Origin of the sequence: Nocardioides marmoribigeumensis, from assembly GCF_031458325.1 — a bacterium.
GTDB lineage: Bacteria > Actinomycetota > Actinomycetes > Propionibacteriales > Nocardioidaceae > Marmoricola_A > Marmoricola_A marmoribigeumensis.
This window is the reverse complement of the sequence record NZ_JAVDYG010000001.1, coordinates 2269758-2288687: the sequence shown is the minus strand read 5'-3', so window position 1 is coordinate 2288687 and position 18930 is coordinate 2269758. Positions and strand designations below refer to the sequence as shown.

The window sequence follows — 18930 nt, the reverse complement described above, 5'->3', positions numbered from 1 at the left end:
TTGTCCCGGCGGTTATCCCAGCAGCCCGCGGTCCCGCCCGACGGCCGCCGCCTCGGTGCGGCTGCCCGCGCCGAGCTTGGCCAGGATGTTGGAGACGTGCACCGACACGGTCTTGGTGCTGATGAACAGCTGCTTGCCGATCTCGCCGTTGGTGCGGCCCTGGGCCACGAGGCCGAGGATCTCGCGCTCGCGCACGGTCAGCTCGGTGGAGGCCGGTCCGCGGTGGCGCGCCGGCTTCGCCGGCCTGGCCGTGACGCCGAGCTCGTCCACCAGCGGCGTCGCGCCGAGCCGGGTGGCGGTCTCGCGCGCCGCCTCGGCGGCCTCGCGCGCACCCGGCCTGCCGGTCGCGGTGAGCACGGCCGCCAGCCGGGCCTGCGAGCGCGCCACCTCGTAGGGGTGCCCGAAGGCCTCGAACGCCGCGACCGTCTCGGTCCAGGCCGCGACCAGCTCGTCCTCGGCCGGCACCCGGACCCCGGCCAGCCAGCGTCCCCGCAGCGCCTCGGCCCGGAAGCGAGCCGTCCACGCCTGCCCCTCCGGACCCCACCCCAGCGGCCGCGAGACCGTGCGCCGCAGCACCTCGTCGACCTCGGACTGCAGGTCGTCGACGCGCTCCAGCAGGCCCGCCCGCTCGGCGGTGCTGGCCCGCGCCACCTCGGTCGCCACCTGGCCGGCCACGAGCGCGGCGAGCATCACCGAGGCCTGGAAGTGCGGGTTCCAGATCTCGCTCAGGACGCCGACCACGTCGTCGTACGTCCTCCAGACCGCGGGCAGGTCGCGCCGCAGGCCGTGCAGGTCGATGGTCGCCGACCCCGCCAGCACCGCGGTCATGCCCTCGCCGCTCCAGGCCGCCTTGACCGGCTCGGCGTAGGACAGCGCGTCGAGGTCGCCACGGCCCGCCCGCACCAGCATCGCGACGCACGCCAGCAGGGACTCGGCGTGCAGCGGCGGGGTCTGGCCCGTCACGTCCGCGACCTCGAGCGCGCCGTCCCAGTCACCGCGGACGTAGCGGGTCAGCGCCCAGTGGAACCGCGCGTCGAAGCCGTACGGCGCCCAGGGGCGTCCGGCGCGCTCGGCGGCCTCGGCGGTGAGGCGGAACTGCTCGGCCGCTCCCGCGAGGTCACCGGTCTCGAGGCGGACGTAGGCGAGGTGGTAGCGCCCGCGCATCTCCCCGACCGTGTCGTGGTCGGCCGCCGCGGACTCGGCCACCTCCTCGAGCGCGGCCAGCGCGGAGTCCAGGTCGCCGGAGCGCTCGTCGATGCGCGCCAGGGTGGTCGTCGCCTCGGCCACGACGCTGGCCAGGTCGAACCGCTGGGCCATCGCCATCGCCTCGCCGGCGAGCTCCACGGCCTCGTCGTCGTGGTCGGTCGCGCTGAGCCACCGGGCGTGCAGGCTCAGCGCACGCGCCCGCAGCCGGCTCGGCTCCTCGCCCACCAGGTCGAGCGCCTGGGCGGTCGCCGTGGACGACTCGTCGAAGACCTCGTTGGACAGCGCACAGTTGGCCCAGGCCATGAGCAGCCGGGCCCGCTCCACGTCGGGCAGGTCGGCGGGTGCCCGGTCGAGGTGCTCCTCGACCAGCCGGACCGCCCGCGCGGGCTGCCCCGAGGCGGTGATCGCGTCGGCCGTGCGGGCGACGAGCACGGCGTAGTCGACGTCGTCGGGCAGCGGCTGGTCGTGCCGCGACACGATGTCGAGCACGGCCTCGAAGTGGCGGGCGGCGTCGTCGGGACCGCCGACGGCCATCGCCTCCTCGCCCGCCTCGATGCCGGCCCGGATCGCGGTGGGGATGTCGTGGGCGGACTGCGCGTGACGCGCGAGCTCTGCGGCCGTGCTCGGCACGACCCCCTCCTCGAGGGCCTTGACGTAGGCCGCGTGCAGCCGCTGGTGCTCACCCGGCAGCAGGTCGTCGTGGACCGCCTCGGCCAGCAGGGCGTGGCGGAAGCGGTAGTAGTCGCCGTCCCGGACCAGCACGTGCGCGTCGAGCGCCCCCCGGACCGCCCGGTCGAGGGCGGCGTCGCCCAGCCCGGTCACCGCGGTGAGCAGCCGGTGGTTGACCCGCCAGCCCGAGCACGACGCCGCGCGCACGACCGTCCGCGCGTCGTCGTCGAGCCGGTCCAGGCGCACCAGCAGCAGGTCGAGGAGGTCCTCGGGGATCGTGCTGGTGCCGCCGCTGTCGTGGGCGCCGACCAGCTCCTCGACGTAGAACGGGTTGCCGTCGGCCAGGGTCACCACCCGGTTGACGTCCCGCTCGCGGACCGGACCCCCGTGCAGCGCCCGCACCAGCCGTCGTACGTCGGGAGCCCCGAGGGGGCTGAGGTCCACGCGCTCGACGCCGGGCAGGCGCACCCACTCGGCCAGCAGCGGCCGCAGCGGGTGGCGGCGGCCCAGGTCGTCGGAGCGGTAGGACCCGACGACCGCGACCGGGCTGCCGAAGGCGCGGACGAAGAGGAAGCTGAGCAGGTCGCGCGTGGACTGGTCGGCCCAGTGCAGGTCCTCGACCACCAGCAGCAGCGGCTGGAGGGCCGCCAGGGTCTCGAACCCGGCGTGGACCCCGTCGAAGATCTCCCCGCGGTCGAGGTCCTCGGTGCGCTGGAAGCCCGGGGTGCGGATGCGGCGCCCCGGCGCGAGCGCGGTCAGGGCGGGGTGGGTGCGGGTGAGCTCCTCGAACAGGTCGGGCTCGCGGTCAGCCAGCCGGCCCACCATCTCCGAGAACGGCAGGTAGGGCAGCGCGCTGGCCGAGAAGTCCAGGCAGTGGCCCGCGAGCACCCGCCAGCCGGCCTCCTCGGCGGCCCCGCCCACCTCGGTGAGCAGGCGCGTCTTGCCCATGCCCGCGTCGCCGCCGACCAGGTCGACCCGGGGCGGCCCGCTCTCCGGGGCCCGGACCCGCAGGTGGTCGAGGATCGCCGCCACCGCGGACGACCGGCCCACGAACGGCGACGTCCGCGACACCGCGCCGGGGACCGGCGGCGACGTCACGGACGCGGGGGTTCGGGGGCTCACACGCTCATCTTGCCGTCAGCCCCCGGCAAGGCGCGGGGTCAGCGCGCCGAGAGAGCCTTCTGCGCACGGGCCCACACGCTCGGGCGGCGGCGCGAGCGGTCCCGGGTGACGGACGGTGCCGGCATGCGGCGGTTGCTCATGAAGTACTCGAGGTACGCGTCGTTGTTGGTCATGGCTTGCTCCTCCTCCACAGGTGCTGTCCGGTCGGCTTCGGGTACTGGTCCGGCCCAGCACATCAAGACTCGCCGTCTGAGGTAGGCCCGGACATCGGGAGATATCCCTATTCCGCCCGCTGAGGTAGGGGCCGGTGCGGTTTCACTAGGTACCTAGTGACGTTGTCGCTCCCCGAGCGAAACTTCGCTCGGGGAGTACCAGTTTCACTAGGTACCTAGTGAAACTGGACCCCATGGATCAGGTGGTGGTCGGGGCGGCGGTGGTACGACGGGGGGCGGTGCTCGCTGCCCGGCGTACGTCCCCGCCGGAGTCGGCAGGGCGCTGGGAGCTGCCCGGCGGCAAGGTCGAGGCGGGCGAGACCCCCGTGGCGGCGGTGGTGCGCGAGCTGGCCGAGGAGCTGGGCTGCACGGTCGCGGTGACCGGGTGGGTCGAGGGGCGGGTGCCGATCCGGCCGGGGCTGGTCCTCACCGTCGCCCTCGCGCGCCTGGTCGACGGTGAGCCCGAGCCGGTCGAGCACGACGAGGTCCGCTGGCTCACGGCCGCCGAGGTGCACGACGTCGACTGGCTCGAGCCGGACCGCCCGTTCCTGCCCGCCCTGGTCGCGCTGCTGGCCAAGCCGCAGGCCCGCGGGGTCTTCGACGACCGCGACACCGCCGAGGAGGTCGTCGCGCTCCTCCGGACGGAGGGGTACGCCGCCTGGTCCGAGCGCGAGGCGTTCGCCGGCGAGGACGACGACGAGGACCACTCCTGGGCGGTCGTGACCGACGCGCCCGACGTCCGCCTGGAGCTCCTCACCGAGGAGCACGAGGGCTGGTTCGACGTGCTCGTGGCGACGGAGCCGGCCCTGGGGACAGGACCGGCTCCGCTCGACCTGCCGCGAGCACCGCGGCGCTGAGCCGGGCTCAGATGATCGAACGGGACGCGGTGCGCCGCGACGGGCGGCGGCTGCGGCGCTTGACGACGACGCCGTCGCGCATGCTCCGGGACGGCGAGGGCTGCTGGGTCATCACGGCGTAGAGGGCCATCGGGTTCATGTCGGACTCCTCTCGATCAGGGCCACCGACGCTGGTGGTCCTCCGACAGGTACGACTCTCGTCTGCTGAGGTAGGCCCGCGGATCGGGAGATCACCCGATCCTCCGGCGCCCGCTACCTCAGATCACGGCAGGGGCCGGGCGAGGGGCACGCCGGGCCGGTAGGCGAGGTGGAGGTAGGAGGGCGCCTCCAGCACGACCACGTCACCGAGGGCGCCGGGTCGGAGGTGGCCCACGTCGTCGCGTCCGAGCGCCCGGGCCCCGCCGAGGGTCGCGGCGGTCAGCGCCTCGGCCGGCGTCATCCCCATCTCGCGGACGGCCAGCGCGATGCACAGCGGCATCGACGACGTGTAGCACGAGCCGGGGTTGCAGTCGGTCGCGAGCGCGACCCGGACCCCGCGGTCGATCAGCGCGCGGGCGTCGGGGTAGGGCGAGCGGGTCGAGAACTCCACGCCCGGCAGGAGGGTGGCGATCGTGCCGGTGTCGGCCAGCGCGGTGACGTCGTCGTCGGACAGGTAGGTGCAGTGGTCGACGGCGACGAGACCGAGCTCGCAGGCCAGCTGGACGCCGGGGCCCGGGCCGAGCTGGTTGGCGTGCAGTCGCCCGCGCAGGCCGGATGATTGTCCGGCCGACAAGATCGCGCGGGCCTGGTCGGCGTCGAACGCACCCCGCTCGCAGAACACGTCGATCCACTTGGCGTGCGGAGCGCAGGCCTCGAGCATCGGCCCGGTGACCAGGTCGACGTAGGCCGCGGGGTCGTCGGCGTGCTCCGGCGGCACCACGTGGGCGCCGAGGTAGGTCGTCTCGCTGGTGAAGCGGGCCGCGATCGCCAGCGACCGTGCCTCGTCGGCGACGGTGAGGCCGTAGCCGCTCTTGACCTCGACGGTCGTCGTGCCCTGGCGACGCATCTCGCGCAGGTGGCGCAGCAGGTTGGCCTCGAGCTCCTCGTCGGTGGCGGCGCGGGTCGCGGCGACCGTCGTGCGGATCCCCCCGCCGTCGTACGTCGTGCCGGCCATGCGTGCGGCGAACTCCTCGCCACGGTCGCCGGCGAACAGCAGGTGGGAGTGCGAGTCGACGAAGCCGGGGATGACGGCCCGACCGCCGAGGTCCTGGGCCTGGTCGGCCTCGGGCGCCTCGCGCGCGGGGCCCGTCCACGCCACGCGCCAGCCCTCGCCGGTGCCCTCGATGACCACGGCCGCGTCGCGCACCAGCCCCAGACCGGGGCCGTGCGCCGGGTCGAGGGTGACCAGCTCGCCGATGCCGGTCAGGAGGAGGGCGGGCACGGCACCAGCCTCGCACAGGACCCGGCGCAGGCCCGGGTCACCGCAGCAGTCCCTCGACGGCCGCGGCGAGCGCGGCGCCCACGCGCTGCTCGGCGTCGCCCCGCTCGCCCTGCTCCAGCAGCACCCGGCCGCCGGCGACCACGCCGGTCACGTCGGCGGCCGACACGGCGTAGGCCACGGTCTCCGCGGTCGGGCCGCAGCCCGCCGTGCGCGGTGACGCCAGGTCGAGGCTGACCAGGTCGGCGCGGGCCCCGGGCTCGATGCGGCCGGCGTCGCGGAACCCGAGCGAGGCGTGCCCGGCGTACGTCGCGGCGCGGAGCAGGTCGGGCGCGCGCCAGTGGCCACGGGACCGGCTGACCAGCCGCTCGTCGAGCTCGACGGCGCGCATCTCCTCGAACAGGTCGACCACCGCGTGGCTGTCGGACCCGAGGGTCAGCGGGGAGCCCGCGTCCCGGAGCCGGGTCGACGGGCCGACGCCGTCCCCGAGGTCGCGCTCGGTGGTCGGGCAGAAGCACGCGACCGTGCGGGTCGACCCGAGGAGCGCGACGTCGCTGTCGGTGAGGTGCGTGGCGTGCACGGCGCTGGTCCGGTCCCCGAGCGCCCCCGCCTCGGCGAGCACCTCGGTCGGCGTGCGGCCGTAGGCGGCGAGGCACTCGTCATTCTCCGCGACCTGCTCGGACAGGTGCACGTGCAGCGGCACCTCGAAGCGGTCGGCCCAGTCGGCCACGAGCCGCATCTCCTCGAGCGGCACGGCGCGCACGGAGTGGATCGCCGCCCCGACGACGACGTCGCCGCCCTCCTCGGCGGTCTGCTCGTCGACCCGGTCCTGCCAGTCGCGACCCGACCCGTCGGAGTAGCGCACCTGCACGCCCTCGGGCGGCCTCCCGATCCCGGCCGTGAGGTAGCAGGTGTCGAGCAGCGTGATCCGGATCCCGACCTCGCGCGCGGCGTCCAGGAGGGCGTTGCCCATCGCGTTGGGGTCGTCGTACGGCGTGCCGTCGGGACCGTGGTGGAGGTAGTGGAACTCGCCGACCGTCGTGATGCCGGCCAGCGCCATCTCCCCGAACACGGCGACCGCGAGCTCGCGGTAGGCGTCGGGGTCGAGCCGCTGCGCGACGGCGTACATCTGCTCCCGCCAGGTCCAGAACGTGCCGTCGCCCCGCTGCGTCCGGCCGCGCAGCGCGCGGTGGAAGGCGTGGCTGTGGCAGTTGGCCAGGCCGGGGATCGTCAAGCCGGCAAGGCGATGCGCGCCCCGGACGGGGTCGTGCCCGACCTTGCTGAACCGGCCGTCGACGACGGTGGCGTAGACGTCGTCCGAGATGCCGTCGGGGAGCCACGCGTGCTCCAGGAGGTAGGTCGTCACCGTCGTCACCGGGCGAGGTCCTCCAGCACGTCGGCCAGCGCCTCGACCCCGGCCAGGCAGTCCTCCACGGGCGCGTGCTCCTCGGGCGAGTGGGAGACGCCGGTCGGGTTGCGGACGAACAGCATCGCGGTCGGGACGCCGGCACCGGACAGGATCCCCGCGTCGTGGCCGGCCTGGGTGGGCAGGACCGGCCACCCGCGCGGCTCGGCCAGCCGGCGCGCCAACGCGGCGTCGAAGGAGACCGCGCCGCTGACCGACTCCGCCGTGAGGCGTACGGCGGTCCCGTCGCGGTCCGCTCGGTCCCCGGCCTGGCGGGCGATCGCGTCGACCAGCGCCTCGAGCGCCTCCGGCGACTCGGCCCGCGCGTCGAGCCACCCGGTCACGCGACCGGGGATGCCGTTGGTGGAGCCGGGGTCGACCTCGACCCGGCCGAACGTCGCCCGCTGGCCCGACAGCCGGGCCTGCTTGTTGGCGGCGAGCACCGTCATGGCGTAGGTGAGCATCGGGTCGTGCCGGTCCTCCATGCGGGTGGTGCCGGCGTGGTCGGGGCGGCCGGTGAAGTCGAGACGGTAGCGGCCGTGCGGCCAGATCATGCTCGCCACCCCGACGGGCCGGTCCACGTCGGCGAGCGCGCGGCCCTGCTCGACGTGGAGCTCGACGAAGGCCCCCACGTGGTCGAGCCACCCCGCCGCGTCCGGTCGAGCGTCCGGGCCGGGCACCACGTCGGCCAGGGCCACCCCGTCCCGGTCCCGCAGCTCGCGGGCGTCGTCCCACGCGAGGATGCCGGTCGCGAGCCGGGAACCCAGGCAGGCAAGGGGGAACCGCGACCCCTCCTCCTCGCGGAAGGACGCGATCCCGATCGGCCGGGACGGCTCGAACCCGCGTGAGCGCAGCAGGTCGACCGCGGCGAACGCGGACACGACGCCGAGCGGGCCGTCGTACGCCCCGCCCTGCCGGACCGAGTCGAGGTGCGAGCCGGTGAGGACCCCGCGGTCGTCCGGGGTCGGGGAGCCCCACCAGGCCACGTGGTTGCCGAACGCGTCGGTCACGACCGTGAGGTCGCGACGGGCGCACTCGGCGGCGAACCACGCCTGCGCCTCCTCCTCGGCGGCGGTGAACGGCTGGCGGAGGTAGCCGCCCGTCGCGTCCGACCGGCCCACCGGGGCGAGGTCGGCCCACATCTGCTCGAAGGTCATGCTGCTCCCGTGGAGTTCGCTGATGTCGTACGTCGCCGCCGGATGGTCCGAACCTACTCCGACGAGCCGGTCGACCCGGCCGTCGTGGACCGGGTCCTGGCGCACGCGCTGCGGGCGCCGAGCGCGGGGTTCTCCCAGGGCTGGGCCTTCGTCGTCCTCGACACCCCGGCCGACGTCGAGCGCTACTGGCGGGCCACCGCCGGCGACCGGGTGGACGACCCCGACCGGTGGCTGCGCGGCATGATGACCGCCCCCGTCGTGATCGTGCCGCTGAGCCACAAGGACGCCTACCTCGACCGCTACGCCGAGCCGGACAAGGGCTGGACCGACCGGTCCGAGGACCGCTGGCCGGTGCCCTACTGGCACCTCGACACGGCGATGGCCTCGCTGCTGATGCTGCTCACGGCGGTGGACGAGGGGCTGGGCGCCTGCTTCTTCGGCGTCCCGGGTGACCGGCACGACGCGCTCCGCGCGGAGTTCGACGTGCCGGCGGCGTACACCCCGATCGGGGCGGTCACGCTCGGCCACCGGGTCCCCGACGACGTGGGCAGCAAGGGCTCCGTCGCCCGGGGCCGGCGCACCGACGTGGTCCACCGCGGCGGATGGCGGCTCACTCCTTCATAGGGATGCGCACGCCACGCTCGGCGGCCACCTCGGCGGCACGGTCGTAGCCCGCGTCGACGTGACGGATGATCCCCATCCCCGGGTCGTTGGTGAGCACCCGCTCGATCTTCTGCGCGGCGAGCGGGGTGCCGTCCGCGACGCAGACCTGGCCGGCGTGGATCGAGCGGCCCATGCCGACCCCGCCGCCGTGGTGGATCGACACCCAGGTCGCCCCCGACGCCGTGTTGACCAGCGCGTTGAGCAGCGCCCAGTCGGCGATCGCGTCGGAGCCGTCGAGCATCGCCTCGGTCTCGCGGTAGGGCGAGGCGACCGAGCCGCAGTCGAGGTGGTCGCGGCCGATCACGATCGGGCCGGACAGCTCGCCGCTCGCGACCATCTCGTTGAACCTGAGCCCGGCCAGGTGGCGCTCGCCGTAGCCCAGCCAGCAGATCCGCGCCGGCAGGCCCTGGAAGTGCACGCGCTCCTGCGCCATGCGGATCCACGTGTGCAGGCGCTCGTTGTCCGGGAAGAGCGACAGGATCGCCTCGTCGGTCTTGCGGATGTCCTCCGGGTCGCCGGACAGCGCCGCCCACCGGAACGGGCCCTTGCCCTCGCAGAACAGCGGACGGATGTACGCCGGGACGAAGCCCGGGAACTCGAACGCGCGCTCGTAGCCGCCCTTGCGGGCCTCGTCGCGGATCGAGTTGCCGTAGTCGAAGACCTCGGCCCCGGCGTCCTGGAACTCCACCATCGCCCGCACGTGCGCGGCCATCGAGGCCTGCGCCTCCTTGGTGAACCCCTCGGGGTCCCGGGAGGCGGCCTCGTGCCACTCCTCGAAGGAGACCCCGATCGGCAGGTAGGACAGCGGGTCGTGCGCGCTGGTCTGGTCGGTGACGATGTCGACCTTGAACCCGGACTCGAGGATCCGAGGAAACATCTCGGCCGCGTTGCCCAGCAGCCCGATCGAGAGCGCCTCCTTCCGGTCGCGAGCCGACACCGCGAGGGAGAGCGCGTGCTCCAGCGAGTCGGCCTGCACGTCGAGGTAGCGGTGCTCGATGCGCCGGGCGATGCGCGAGGGGTCGCACTCGACGCAGATCGCCACGCCGCCGTTCATCGTCACGGCCAGCGGCTGGGCCCCGCCCATGCCACCCAGGCCGGCGGTGAGGGTGATCGTCCCGGCGAGCGAGCCGCCCTGGCCGGTGATCGAGCCGGTGGTGAGCTTCTCGGCGACGGCGGCGAAGGTCTCGTAGGTGCCCTGGAGGATCCCCTGCGTGCCGATGTAGATCCACGAGCCGGCCGTCATCTGGCCGTACATCGTCAGGCCGAGGTGCTCGAGCCGGCGGAACTCCTCCCAGTTGGCCCAGTCGCCCACCAGGTTGGAGTTGGCGATGAGCACCCGCGGCGCCCACTCGTGGGTGCGCATCACGCCGACCGGCTTGCCGGACTGCACGAGCATCGTCTCGTCGTCGGCGAGGGTGGACAGCGTGCGCACCAGGGCGTCGTACGCCTCCCAGGAGCGCGCGGCCTTGCCCGTGCCGCCGTACACCACGAGGTCCTCGGGGCGCTCGGCGTTCTCGGGATCGAGGTTGTTCATCAGCATGCGCAGCGGCGCCTCGGTCTGCCACGAGCGCGCGGTGAGCTCGGAGCCGCGGGGGGCGTGGATCGGCAGGCGGTCGTTCATGGGTTCACTCCTCGATGGCGGCGGGGTGGCCGTCGGCCCACACCTCGGTCAGGTCGGTGATGCGACCGTCGGCGACGGTCAGGAACGAGGCGACGTGGAAGGTCGTCTCCTCGTCGAAGACGCGGGCGCGCACGACGGCGCGCGTGTCGGTGGCGACGATGTCCTCGGCCACGAAGCTCCAGCGTCCGGGGTAGTCGGCGTTGAACCGCACCCACTCCGGGCCGGACATGCGCCGGCCGTCGTGGACGTAGAGGACGGTGGTCGACTCGTCGACGAGCTCGGACAGGGAGGCCCAGTCACGCCGGTCGACCGCGGTCACGAACCGGTGCGCGACGAAGGCGGCGGAGGTCATGCGTCCACCGCCTTCGCTGCGCTCGGCGGCGGAGCCACGCATGACCCGTTGATCCGCTCGCTGCGCTCGCTCATGCCAGCTCCCCGATCACTTCTTGTACGGCGGACAACAGTGCGCCGGTCTGGACGAGCTGGACCGCCGACTCGATCTCGGGGGCCAGGTAGCGGTCGGGACCCGGTCCCGGCACCGACTGCCGGAGCAGCGCGAGCACCGCGGCCGTGGCCGGCGACGGCGCGAGCGGGGCCCTGAGGTCGAGGGCGCGGGCCGCGGTGAGGACCTCGATCGCGAGCACCCGCGACAGGCCGTCGACCGAGCGACGCAGCTTGCGGGCGGCCGCCCAGCCCATCGACACGTGGTCCTCCTGCATCGCCGAGGACGGGATCGAGTCGACCGACGCCGGGGTGGCGAGCCGCTTGAGCTCGGAGACGATGCCGGCAGAGGTGTACTGCGCGATCATGTGGCCGCTGTCGACCCCCGGGTCCCCGGCGAGGAACGGCGGGAGCCCGTGGCTGCGGGCCCGGTCGAGGAAGCGGTCGGTGCGTCGCTCGCTGATCGAGGCCAGGTCGGCGACCGCGATCGCGAGGAAGTCGAGGACGTAGCCGACGGGCGCCCCGTGGAAGTTGCCGTTGGACTCGACACGTCCGGGGGCTCCGCCCCCGGACTCCCCCGAGACCCCCGCGGGCCGGTCGAACACCACGACCGGGTTGTCGATCGCCGAGGCCAGCTCGCGGCCGGCCACCAGGGCGGCATGGTCGCGGGTGTCGCGGACTGCGCCGTGGACCTGGGGCGAGCAGCGCAGCGAATAGGCGTCCTGCACGCGGTTGCAGTCCGGTCCCCGGTGGGAGGCGACGACGCCCGAGTCGGCGAGGAGGCGCCGCAGGTTGGCGGCCGACGCGGCCTGGCCCGGGTGCGGCCGCAGCGCCTGGAGGTCCTCGGCGAAGACCCGGTCGGTCGCCAGCTGCCCCTCGACCGACATGGCCGCGGCGACGTCGGCGACGCGCAGCAGGTTGTCCAGGTCGTGCAGCGCCAGCACGAGCATCCCGGTCATGCCGTCGGTGCCGTTGATCAGGGCGAGGCCCTCCTTGGGGCCGAGCTCGACCGGTGCGAGCCCGCACTCCGCGAGCGCGGTCGCGGCGTCGGTGAGGGTGCCGTCGGCGCGGTGCACCGTGCCCTCACCGATGAGGGCCAGGGCGACGTGCGACAGCGGCGCGAGGTCCCCGGAGCAGCCGAGCGAGCCGTACTCGTGCACCACCGGCGTGATCCCGTGGGTGAGCAGGTCGGCCAGCAGCTGCGCGGTCGCCGGGCGCACACCGGTGTGGCCGGTCGCCAGGGTGGACAGGCGCAGCAGCATGAGCCCGCGCACCACCTCCCGCTCCACCTCGGGCCCCGACCCGGCGGCGTGGGAGCGCACCAGCGAGCGCTGGAGCTGGGCGCGCAGCTCGGCCGGGATGTGACGGGTGGCGAGCGCGCCGAACCCCGTCGAGATGCCGTACGCCGGCGTGGGCGCCTGCGCGAGCGCGTCCACCACGGCGCGGGCCGCCTCCAGCGCGGCGACCGCTTCCGGGGCAAGCCGGACGCCCGCCCCTCCCCGAGCCACCGAGACCACGTCGGCGAAGGAGACCGGTCCCGTGCCCACCACCACGGGAGCGAGGCCCGTCCCGGGTGCGGTTGCGTGCGTCGTCGTCATGCCTCGATCAGACACCCACGGCGCGGGCTCGACCAGCACCCGAACGCCGATGCTGTCTCGGATCCGAGACATGCGGCACGATGGCCGGGTGCCCCAGGTCCCCGCCGCCACCCGCGCCCTCCGGGTCCTCCGCTTCCTCGCCGGCCAGCCGACCCCGGTGCCGCTGGAGCGGATCTCGCACGCGGTCGGGATCCCGCGCAGCTCGGCCTACCACCTCCTGGCGGCGATGGCCGAGGAGGGCTTCGTGGTGCACCTCGCCGAGGAGCGCCGCTACGGGCTCGGGGTGGCCGCCTTCGAGGTGGCGACCGGCTACGCCCGGCAGGAGCCCCTCGCTCGCCTCGCGCGCCGACCGCTGGCGGCCCTCGTGGACCGGACCGGTGAGAGCGCCCACCTGGCGGTGATGCACGGGCGGGACGTGCTCTACGTCCTGGAGGAGCGCGCGCCCGGACGACCGCCGCTGGTCACCGACGTCGGGGTCCGGCTGCCCGCCCACCTCACCGCGAGCGGCCGCGCCATGCTGGCCGCGCTCCCGGCCGCCCAGGTCCGCGCCCTCTACCCCGACCGCACCGCGTTCGTGCAGCGGCACGGCAACGGTCCGGCGTCCCCCTCCGCCCTGCGAGCGGTCCTGACCGAGACGCGGCAGCGCGGCTGGGCGGTGGAGGACGGGGAGGTCACCCCCGGGCTCGCCTCCGTGGCCGCCGCCGTCCTCGACCACAACGGTCACCCCGTCGCCGGGGTGGCGCTCACCTTCGCCGCGGGCGGGACGACCGACCTCGCGCCCCGGGTCCGCGCGGCGGCGGACGCCCTGTCGGCGCGTCTGGCCTGACCGCCGGAGGGGCTCGGGCGGCCACCCGGGCAACCCCGTCGCAGTCCCCGCCGAGCGGAGGGCAGATAGGGCCAGAGGGCCCGCCCAGGGGGAGTCCTGTCCCCCTGGTGCGGACCGATCGGCTCCTTTACCGTCCGAGCATGACCTCCCCCGCTGCGCCGCGCCCGGGTCGCGACGCATCTCCCCGACGCGCGCGGCTCGCGCTCGCCTCGGCGCTGGCGCTGACCGCCGCGACCGTCGGCGCGCACGCCGCCAGCGCCGGCGAGGGCTCTCCTGCCACGGACACCCGCGCGCCTCGGACCGCGGCCCGCACGGTGGCCCAGGGGGCAGGGATCGAGGAGACCGCCGTCGTGCTCCAGCGGAGGCCCCAGGTCGTCGACGTCGTCGTCGGTCCGCGCGGTGGCTCGGCGCCGGCCTGGCTGCGTCGCTCCGCGGGCGAGCTGCCCGCCGAGGCGGCCTCGGCCTACCTCCTCGCCGCCCGCACCGTCCACACGGTGGCCCCGACCTGCGGCGTCACCGCCCCGTTGCTGGCCGGGCTGGGCCGCGTCGTCTCCGACCACGGCCGGCTCACCGCCGGGCGCGCGTCGGGTCCTGCCGCGCCCGACACCGACGGCGGCCGGATCGACCACGACGCCCGCGCCGACCGGCCCGTCGGCCCGATGCGCATGCTGCCGGCGACCTGGACCGCGGCCGGCGTCGACGCCGACGGCGACGGCGTGCGCGACCCGCGCGACCTGGACGACGCCGCACTGGCGGCGGGGGTCTACCTCTGCGCCGCCGTCGACAGCGGCACCCCCGCCTCACGGGTCGACCGGACCCTGGCCGCCTGGGACAGCACGCCCGGTTTCGCCGCGACCGTCAGACGGCTCGCGCGGGCCTACACCACCGCGCCGTACGACGCCGTGTGGGCGGCCGGGCAGGCCGCCCCGGTGACCCCGCAGGCCGAGGCCGTCACCGCCGTCACCCACCACCTGGCCCAGGCGCGGCTCGAGGCACGCAAGACCACGCAGCCCCCGCGCCACGGCACCCGCACGGTCGCGACGCTCTCACCCGTCCGGCCGGTGGCGACCGCTCCGGCCGAGGTCGTGCAGGGCCCGGTCGCCGGGCCCACCACGGGCCCGACCCAGGAGCCGACCCAGGAGCCGACCGAGCAGCCGACCGGCACCCCGACCCCGACCGAGACGCCGACGGAGACGCCGACGGAGACGCCGACGGAGACGCCGACGGAGACGCCGACCGAGACCCCGACGGACACCCCGACCGAGCCGACGGAGCCGACGGGCACCCCCAGCGGGACCCCGGGCACCGACCCCGCCGGGTCCAGCGACGCGGGACCGGTCGGCGTCCTGGAGCAGACCGGGACGGGCTGGACCCTCGGCGGCACGGCGGTCGACGTGACCGGGCTCGACCCCGCGCTCCTGTCGGAGCTGGTCGGTCGCGAGGTCACCGCCACCGTCGACGGGGCGGGACGGGTGACGGCCCTGCAGGGCTGATCGGGCCCGAGCACTTCGGGCAAAGCGCTGCCGCTGTCGGCGCGCACGCGAATACTCCGAGGGGACGCGAGCGTGCCCTTGTGGCCTGCGCCACCCTGGACCCGCGCGCGGACAAATGTGACACTTGTTCGTCTTGTCTCCACCGCACGGGGGTTTCCGATGGTCCAGCACCGGCACGCGCAGCTCGTCGCGACAGTCGCACTGGGGGTCGGCGGCGTGGTCGCCGCCGCCCTGACGATGCCCTCCTCCCCTGCGGAGTCCGCCGCGGCCCCGGCGGAGACCCGGGTCGCCAAGGTCCACGACGCGGTCGCCAAGAAGCAGGCCGCGTCCTACGCCCGTCAGGTCGAGCTCCGGGCCGACCGGCAGAAGTACGGCAAGGTCGCCGACTTCCTGCGCCGCGAGTCCGGCAAGGACGGCGGCCACACCCACAACGACTCCTCGACCAAGAACGCCATCAGCCGCTCGGAGGAGGCCACCAGCAAGGACGCCGCCGACCCGACGACGCCCGCGCAGGCGGCGCGCGCGCGTGCCGCCGCGGCCGAGATGCGCACCGAGCCCACCCCGTCGGTCACCGCGACCAGCCTGCGGGCTCCGCGCCACACCCACCCGCGCACCCGCTACGAGATGGCCGGGGGCTGCTACGCCTTCCAGGCGGTCAGCAACGGCAAGTGGCTGCGACGCACCGCTGACGGCGTGGCGGCGACCGCCGGGTCCGCAGGCGCGACGCCGGTCCGCTACCACGCGACCGACCTCGGCAGCTACATGCTCTACGGCACCAGGCGTGACTTCCTCGACGGGTCCGGCACCGCGGTCTCGTGGGGCACCACCCCGGGCGCCACCGGCGACTGGACCGTGCGTCGCACCTCCTCCGGCCGCTTCACCTTCAAGGTCGGCGACGGCTGGCTGACCGCCGCGCGCAGCGGCAAGGTCTCGTTGAGCCCGGCCGACGCGGGGGCGGCGAGCCGGTTCCTGCTCACCCGCGTCAAGGGCTGCCCCTCCTTCCCCGACGTCGCCATCAACATCACCGGCGGTCCCTACAAGGGCGTCACGTCGTTCCAGCAGACCTACGGCACCGCCGACGCCCACACCCACGGCATGGCCTTCGAGTTCCTCGGGGGCGCCCTCCACTGCGGCAAGCCGTGGGACCGCTACGGCGTCACCGTCGCGCTCAAGGACTGCCCGGACCACGAGGAGACCAACGGCTACGGCGCGGTGGTGGAGGACTTCCTCTCGGGTCGCAACCCCGGCACGGGCCACGACCCGGTCGGCTGGCCGACCTTCAAGGACTGGCCGGCCCCCCACTCGCTGACCCACGAAGGCACCTACTACCGCTGGATGGAGCGGGCCTGGCGCGGCGGCCTGCGCGTGTTCACCAACCTGCTGGTCGAGAACAACAAGCTCTGCCAGCTCTACCCCCTCAAGAGCCAGAAGGTCCTCACCAAGAACCCGACCTGCGACGACATGAAGACCCTCGCCTTCGAGAAGGACGACATGTACGCGCTGCAGCGCTACGTCGACGCGCAGTACGGCGGCCCGGGCCGCGGGTGGTACCGCATCGTCACCAACCCCTTCCAGGCCCGCCGCGTGATCAACTCCGGGCGCCTCGCTGTGGTCATGGGCATCGAGACGTCGATCCCCTTCGAGTGCTCGGTCAAGCCCAACCCGGTCCCCGGCGGTGACCCGATGCCCGATCCCGGCTGCGACAGCAGCTCGGTCGACGGATGGCTGGACACGGTCCACAAGTGGGGCGTGCGCCAGATGGAGCTGGTCAACAAGTTCGACAACGCGTTCTCCGGCATCACCGGTGACGAGGGCACGACCGGCGTCCTGGTCAACAGCGCCAACTTCCTCGAGACGGGGTCGGCCTGGCGCATGGAGCACTGCGACGGCAAGCAGACCGGCTTCGGCGACGAGGTGCACGACAAGGACCAGATCGAGAACCCGAGCTCGGTCCCCGGCTCGGAGCAGTTCCCGGCCGAGCAGCAGGACGCCCTCTTCGGGGCGGTAGCCAAGGTGGCCGGCGTGCTCCCGCTGTCGCTGCCGGTCTACCCGCCGCCGCACCATTGCAACACCTACGGCCTGAGCAGCCTCGGCGAGCACCTCATCACCAAGATGGCGCAGCGCGGGATGCTCTTCGACCCCGACCACATGAGCGTCAAGGCCCGCAAGAAGTCGCTCGACGTGATGGAGAAGCTGCGCTACCCCGGCGTCCTGTCGAGCCACTCCTGGTCGACCCCCGACGCCTACCCCCGCATCCTCAAGCTGGGTGGCTTCGTCGCGCCCTACGCCGGCGACAGCAAGGGCTTCGTCGACAAGTGGAAGCGGCTGCAGACCTGGACCGACCCGCGCTACTTCTTCGGGGTCGGCTACGGCGCCGACATCAACGGCCTCGGCGCGCAGGGCGACCCGCGCAACCCGACCGGCGCCGACAAGGTCACCTACCCCTTCACCGGCTTCGGCGGCGTGACGGTGGACAAGCAGGTCAGCGGCAAGCGCGTCTACGACATCAACACCGACGGCGTGGCGCACTACGGCCTCTACCCGGACTGGCTGCAGGACCTCAAGATGCAGGCCGGGTCCGCGATCACCGCCGACATGGGTCGTGGCGCAGAGGCCTACCTGCAGACCTGGGAGCGCGCGGTCGGGGTGAGCAACGACGCCTGCCGGCAGCCGTCGGTCCGCAAGCCGGTCCGGCTGTTCCGCTCGCTGCGGCTCGGCTCCTCGGTCACCTCGGTCCTGCTCGCCGCGGGCCAGCCCCACACCCGCCTCGACCACACCTTCGGCTACTGCGCCAAGCGGTCCGACGGGACGACGACGCGGCTGCGGCTGACCTTCAGCGACGCGGGACGCCTGCAGAAGGTCACCTGACCCCGCCCGATCGCGGGATGGTGCGAGCCGTCCAGGTGTGGTGCGCTGCTGCCAGCAGCCTGCTCACCTCGGGAGGTCACACGTGCGCACCCATCTCGTCCGGCTGGTCGCCGCCTCGGCCCTGATCGCCCCGCTGGGGCAGCTGCCCGCCCCCGCGTCCTCGCAGACGCGGGGCGTGGACGGCTGGGTGTACGTCGGCCGCACCGCCGGCGCGGACTCCCAGGTCTGGCGCCAGCGCGCCGGCGACCCCGGCTCAGCCGAGCAGCTGACGACCGCGGCCGACGGCGCCGTCCCGTTCGCGGTCTCGCCCGACGGCCGCGAGGTCCTCGTCCGCCGTGGCCCGGGGGACCTCTGGCGCATGGCACCCGACGGGTCCGGTCAGTCGGCGGTCCCCACCCCCGGACTGAGCGTGTCCAGGGCGGCGTACACCCCTGACGGCCGGCGGCTCCTGCTGGTGGCGGGCGCGGGGTCGGTGGTCAACCTGTGGACCGCCGGCCGGTCGGGCTCGAACCTGCGGCCGGTCTTCGCCTGGGAGGTGGCTGCCTCACTCGAGCCGGCCAACGCGAGCTGGAGCCCCGACGGGACCCGCATCCTCTTCACCGGCATCTCCCCCACGACCGGCGACCGCGAGGTGATGACCGCCGCACCCGACGGCACCGGCCGCCGGGTGCTCACCGCGCGCGCCGGGACCGACTTCCGGCCCGGCTGGTCGCCCGACGGCCGCACCATCGTGTGGCTGACCACCGTCGACGGGGCTGCCGCGCCGTACGCGATGGACGCCGACGGGACCCACGAGCGGCCGGCCGCCACCGTCACCGGGCAGGTCGACGACCTGGTCTTCACCCCCGACGGGCACCTGCTCGTCACGAGGTACCGCAGCGGCGTCGGGAGCGAGGTCCTGCGGACCTCGCTCGGCGGGGATGCCGGGCGCACCGTGGTCGCGGCGTCGCAGGACGTGGGTCTGCAGCAGGCCAGGGTCGCCCCCAGGCCGGTGCAGTGCGACGGTCGGTGGGCCACGATCGTCGGCACCCCGGCCGGCGAGACCGTCAAGGGCAGCACCGGCAACGACGTCATCGTCGGGGCCGGCGGCCCCGACACGATCAACGGCCTCGCCGGCGACGACGTGGTCTGCGGCGGGGCCGGCGACGACGTCCTCACCGGGGGCACCGGGGTCGACCGGCTCTTCGGCCAGGCCGGCTCCGACACGCTGCGGGCCAAGGACTCGCGGCGCGACGGTCGCCTCGACTGCGGCGCCGACGCCGACCCTGCCGCGGTGCGCGACCTCGGCGTCGACCCCGCCGCGGTCTCGTGCGGCTGACCTCCGGTCCGGAAGTTACCCACGCGTAGCATCCGTCACATCTTCCGGACTCCGGCA

15 protein-coding genes are annotated in these 18930 nt (G+C 74.5%); 6 read left to right on the top strand and 9 right to left on the bottom strand.

All coding sequences use genetic code 11. The features are described from left to right. Positions 1-12: 12 nt before the first annotated feature. Both J2S63_RS10915 and J2S63_RS10910 read right to left on the bottom strand, forming a co-directional pair. A complete protein-coding gene (locus J2S63_RS10915; RefSeq protein WP_310301925.1) occupies positions 13-2973 on the bottom strand; it encodes a helix-turn-helix transcriptional regulator in 2961 nt (986 codons plus the stop codon). A gap of 62 nt (positions 2974-3035) precedes the next feature. Beyond that, positions 3036-3170, bottom strand: a complete 135-nt coding sequence (locus J2S63_RS10910; RefSeq protein WP_310301924.1) for a hypothetical protein — start codon at positions 3168-3170, stop codon at positions 3036-3038. 233 nt (positions 3171-3403) lie between these two features. On the opposite strand from J2S63_RS10910, the gene J2S63_RS10905 reads away from it, so the two are divergent. Beyond that, complete coding sequence (locus J2S63_RS10905) at positions 3404-4066, top strand: (deoxy)nucleoside triphosphate pyrophosphohydrolase (RefSeq protein ID WP_310301923.1); 663 nt, start codon at positions 3404-3406, stop codon at positions 4064-4066. A 7-nt stretch (positions 4067-4073) separates the two neighbouring features. On the opposite strand, the gene J2S63_RS10900 is transcribed toward J2S63_RS10905, so the two are convergent. The 4 genes from J2S63_RS10900 to J2S63_RS10885 form a co-directional block, all read right to left on the bottom strand. Next, the gene (locus tag J2S63_RS10900; RefSeq protein WP_310301922.1) at positions 4074-4205 is read right to left on the bottom strand and encodes a hypothetical protein; all 132 of its coding nucleotides are present in this window, start codon (positions 4203-4205) and stop codon (positions 4074-4076) included. Between the two features lie 123 nt (positions 4206-4328). After that, entirely contained in the window at positions 4329-5486 is a 1158-nt protein-coding gene (hutI, locus tag J2S63_RS10895) for an imidazolonepropionase (RefSeq protein WP_310301921.1), read from the bottom strand. 37 nt (positions 5487-5523) lie between these two features. Then, positions 5524-6858 carry a formimidoylglutamate deiminase gene (locus J2S63_RS10890; protein WP_310301920.1) on the bottom strand — a complete coding sequence of 445 codons (1335 nt, stop codon included), beginning with the start codon at positions 6856-6858 and terminating at the stop codon, positions 5524-5526. Beyond that, positions 6855-8045, bottom strand: coding sequence for an allantoate amidohydrolase (locus J2S63_RS10885; protein WP_310301919.1), 1191 nt, complete (start codon positions 8043-8045; stop codon positions 6855-6857). The genes J2S63_RS10890 and J2S63_RS10885 overlap by 4 nt, the downstream gene beginning before the upstream one ends. Before the next feature lie 9 nt (positions 8046-8054). Between J2S63_RS10885 and J2S63_RS10880 the strand changes: the two genes are divergently transcribed. Further along, entirely contained in the window at positions 8055-8669 is a 615-nt protein-coding gene (locus J2S63_RS10880; RefSeq protein ID WP_310301918.1) for a nitroreductase family protein, read from the top strand. On the opposite strand, the gene hutU is transcribed toward J2S63_RS10880, so the two are convergent. From hutU to hutH, 3 genes are all read right to left on the bottom strand, one after another. Next, positions 8656-10329 carry a urocanate hydratase gene (hutU, locus tag J2S63_RS10875; protein WP_310301917.1) on the bottom strand — a complete coding sequence of 558 codons (1674 nt, stop codon included), beginning with the start codon at positions 10327-10329 and terminating at the stop codon, positions 8656-8658. The genes J2S63_RS10880 and hutU overlap by 14 nt on opposite strands. A gap of 4 nt (positions 10330-10333) precedes the next feature. Continuing rightward, the gene (locus tag J2S63_RS10870; RefSeq protein ID WP_310301916.1) at positions 10334-10681 is read right to left on the bottom strand and encodes a nuclear transport factor 2 family protein; all 348 of its coding nucleotides are present in this window, start codon (positions 10679-10681) and stop codon (positions 10334-10336) included. Positions 10682-10751: 70 nt separating this feature from the next. Further along, on the bottom strand, positions 10752-12368 hold the full coding sequence (gene hutH, locus J2S63_RS10865) for a histidine ammonia-lyase (protein ID WP_310301915.1): 1617 nt from the start codon (positions 12366-12368) through the stop codon (positions 10752-10754). 88 nt (positions 12369-12456) lie between these two features. Here hutH and J2S63_RS10860 point away from each other — a divergent pair, with 88 nt between their 5' ends. From J2S63_RS10860 to J2S63_RS10845, 4 genes are all read left to right on the top strand, one after another. Further along, complete coding sequence (locus J2S63_RS10860; protein ID WP_310301914.1) at positions 12457-13194, top strand: IclR family transcriptional regulator; 738 nt, start codon at positions 12457-12459, stop codon at positions 13192-13194. A gap of 140 nt (positions 13195-13334) precedes the next feature. Beyond that, positions 13335-14687 carry a lytic transglycosylase domain-containing protein gene (locus J2S63_RS10855; protein ID WP_310301913.1) on the top strand — a complete coding sequence of 451 codons (1353 nt, stop codon included), beginning with the start codon at positions 13335-13337 and terminating at the stop codon, positions 14685-14687. 159 nt (positions 14688-14846) lie between these two features. Next, entirely contained in the window at positions 14847-17555 is a 2709-nt protein-coding gene (locus J2S63_RS10850) for a hypothetical protein (RefSeq protein ID WP_310301912.1), read from the top strand. An 82-nt stretch (positions 17556-17637) separates the two neighbouring features. Beyond that, positions 17638-18873, top strand: a complete 1236-nt coding sequence (locus J2S63_RS10845) for a hypothetical protein (protein ID WP_310301911.1) — start codon at positions 17638-17640, stop codon at positions 18871-18873. Positions 18874-18930 lie beyond the last annotated feature (57 nt).

Bases quoted from the DNA above. Each gene is read 5' to 3' on its own strand.
- J2S63_RS10910 (WP_310301924.1), bottom strand. From the start codon at position 3,170: ATGACCAACAACGACGCGTACCTCGAGTACTTCATGAGCAACCGCCGC.
- J2S63_RS10905 (WP_310301923.1), top strand. From the start codon at position 3,404: ATGGATCAGGTGGTGGTCGGGGCGGCGGTGGTACGACGGGGGGCGGTG.
- J2S63_RS10900 (WP_310301922.1), bottom strand. From the start codon at position 4,205: ATGAACCCGATGGCCCTCTACGCCGTGATGACCCAGCAGCCCTCGCCG.
- J2S63_RS10885 (WP_310301919.1), bottom strand. From the start codon at position 8,045: ATGACCTTCGAGCAGATGTGGGCCGACCTCGCCCCGGTGGGCCGGTCG.
- hutU (WP_310301917.1), bottom strand. From the start codon at position 10,329: ATGAACGACCGCCTGCCGATCCACGCCCCCCGCGGCTCCGAGCTCACC.
- J2S63_RS10870 (WP_310301916.1), bottom strand. From the start codon at position 10,681: ATGACCTCCGCCGCCTTCGTCGCGCACCGGTTCGTGACCGCGGTCGAC.
- hutH (WP_310301915.1), bottom strand. From the start codon at position 12,368: ATGACGACGACGCACGCAACCGCACCCGGGACGGGCCTCGCTCCCGTG.
- J2S63_RS10855 (WP_310301913.1), top strand. From the start codon at position 13,335: ATGACCTCCCCCGCTGCGCCGCGCCCGGGTCGCGACGCATCTCCCCGA.
- J2S63_RS10850 (WP_310301912.1), top strand. From the start codon at position 14,847: ATGGTCCAGCACCGGCACGCGCAGCTCGTCGCGACAGTCGCACTGGGG.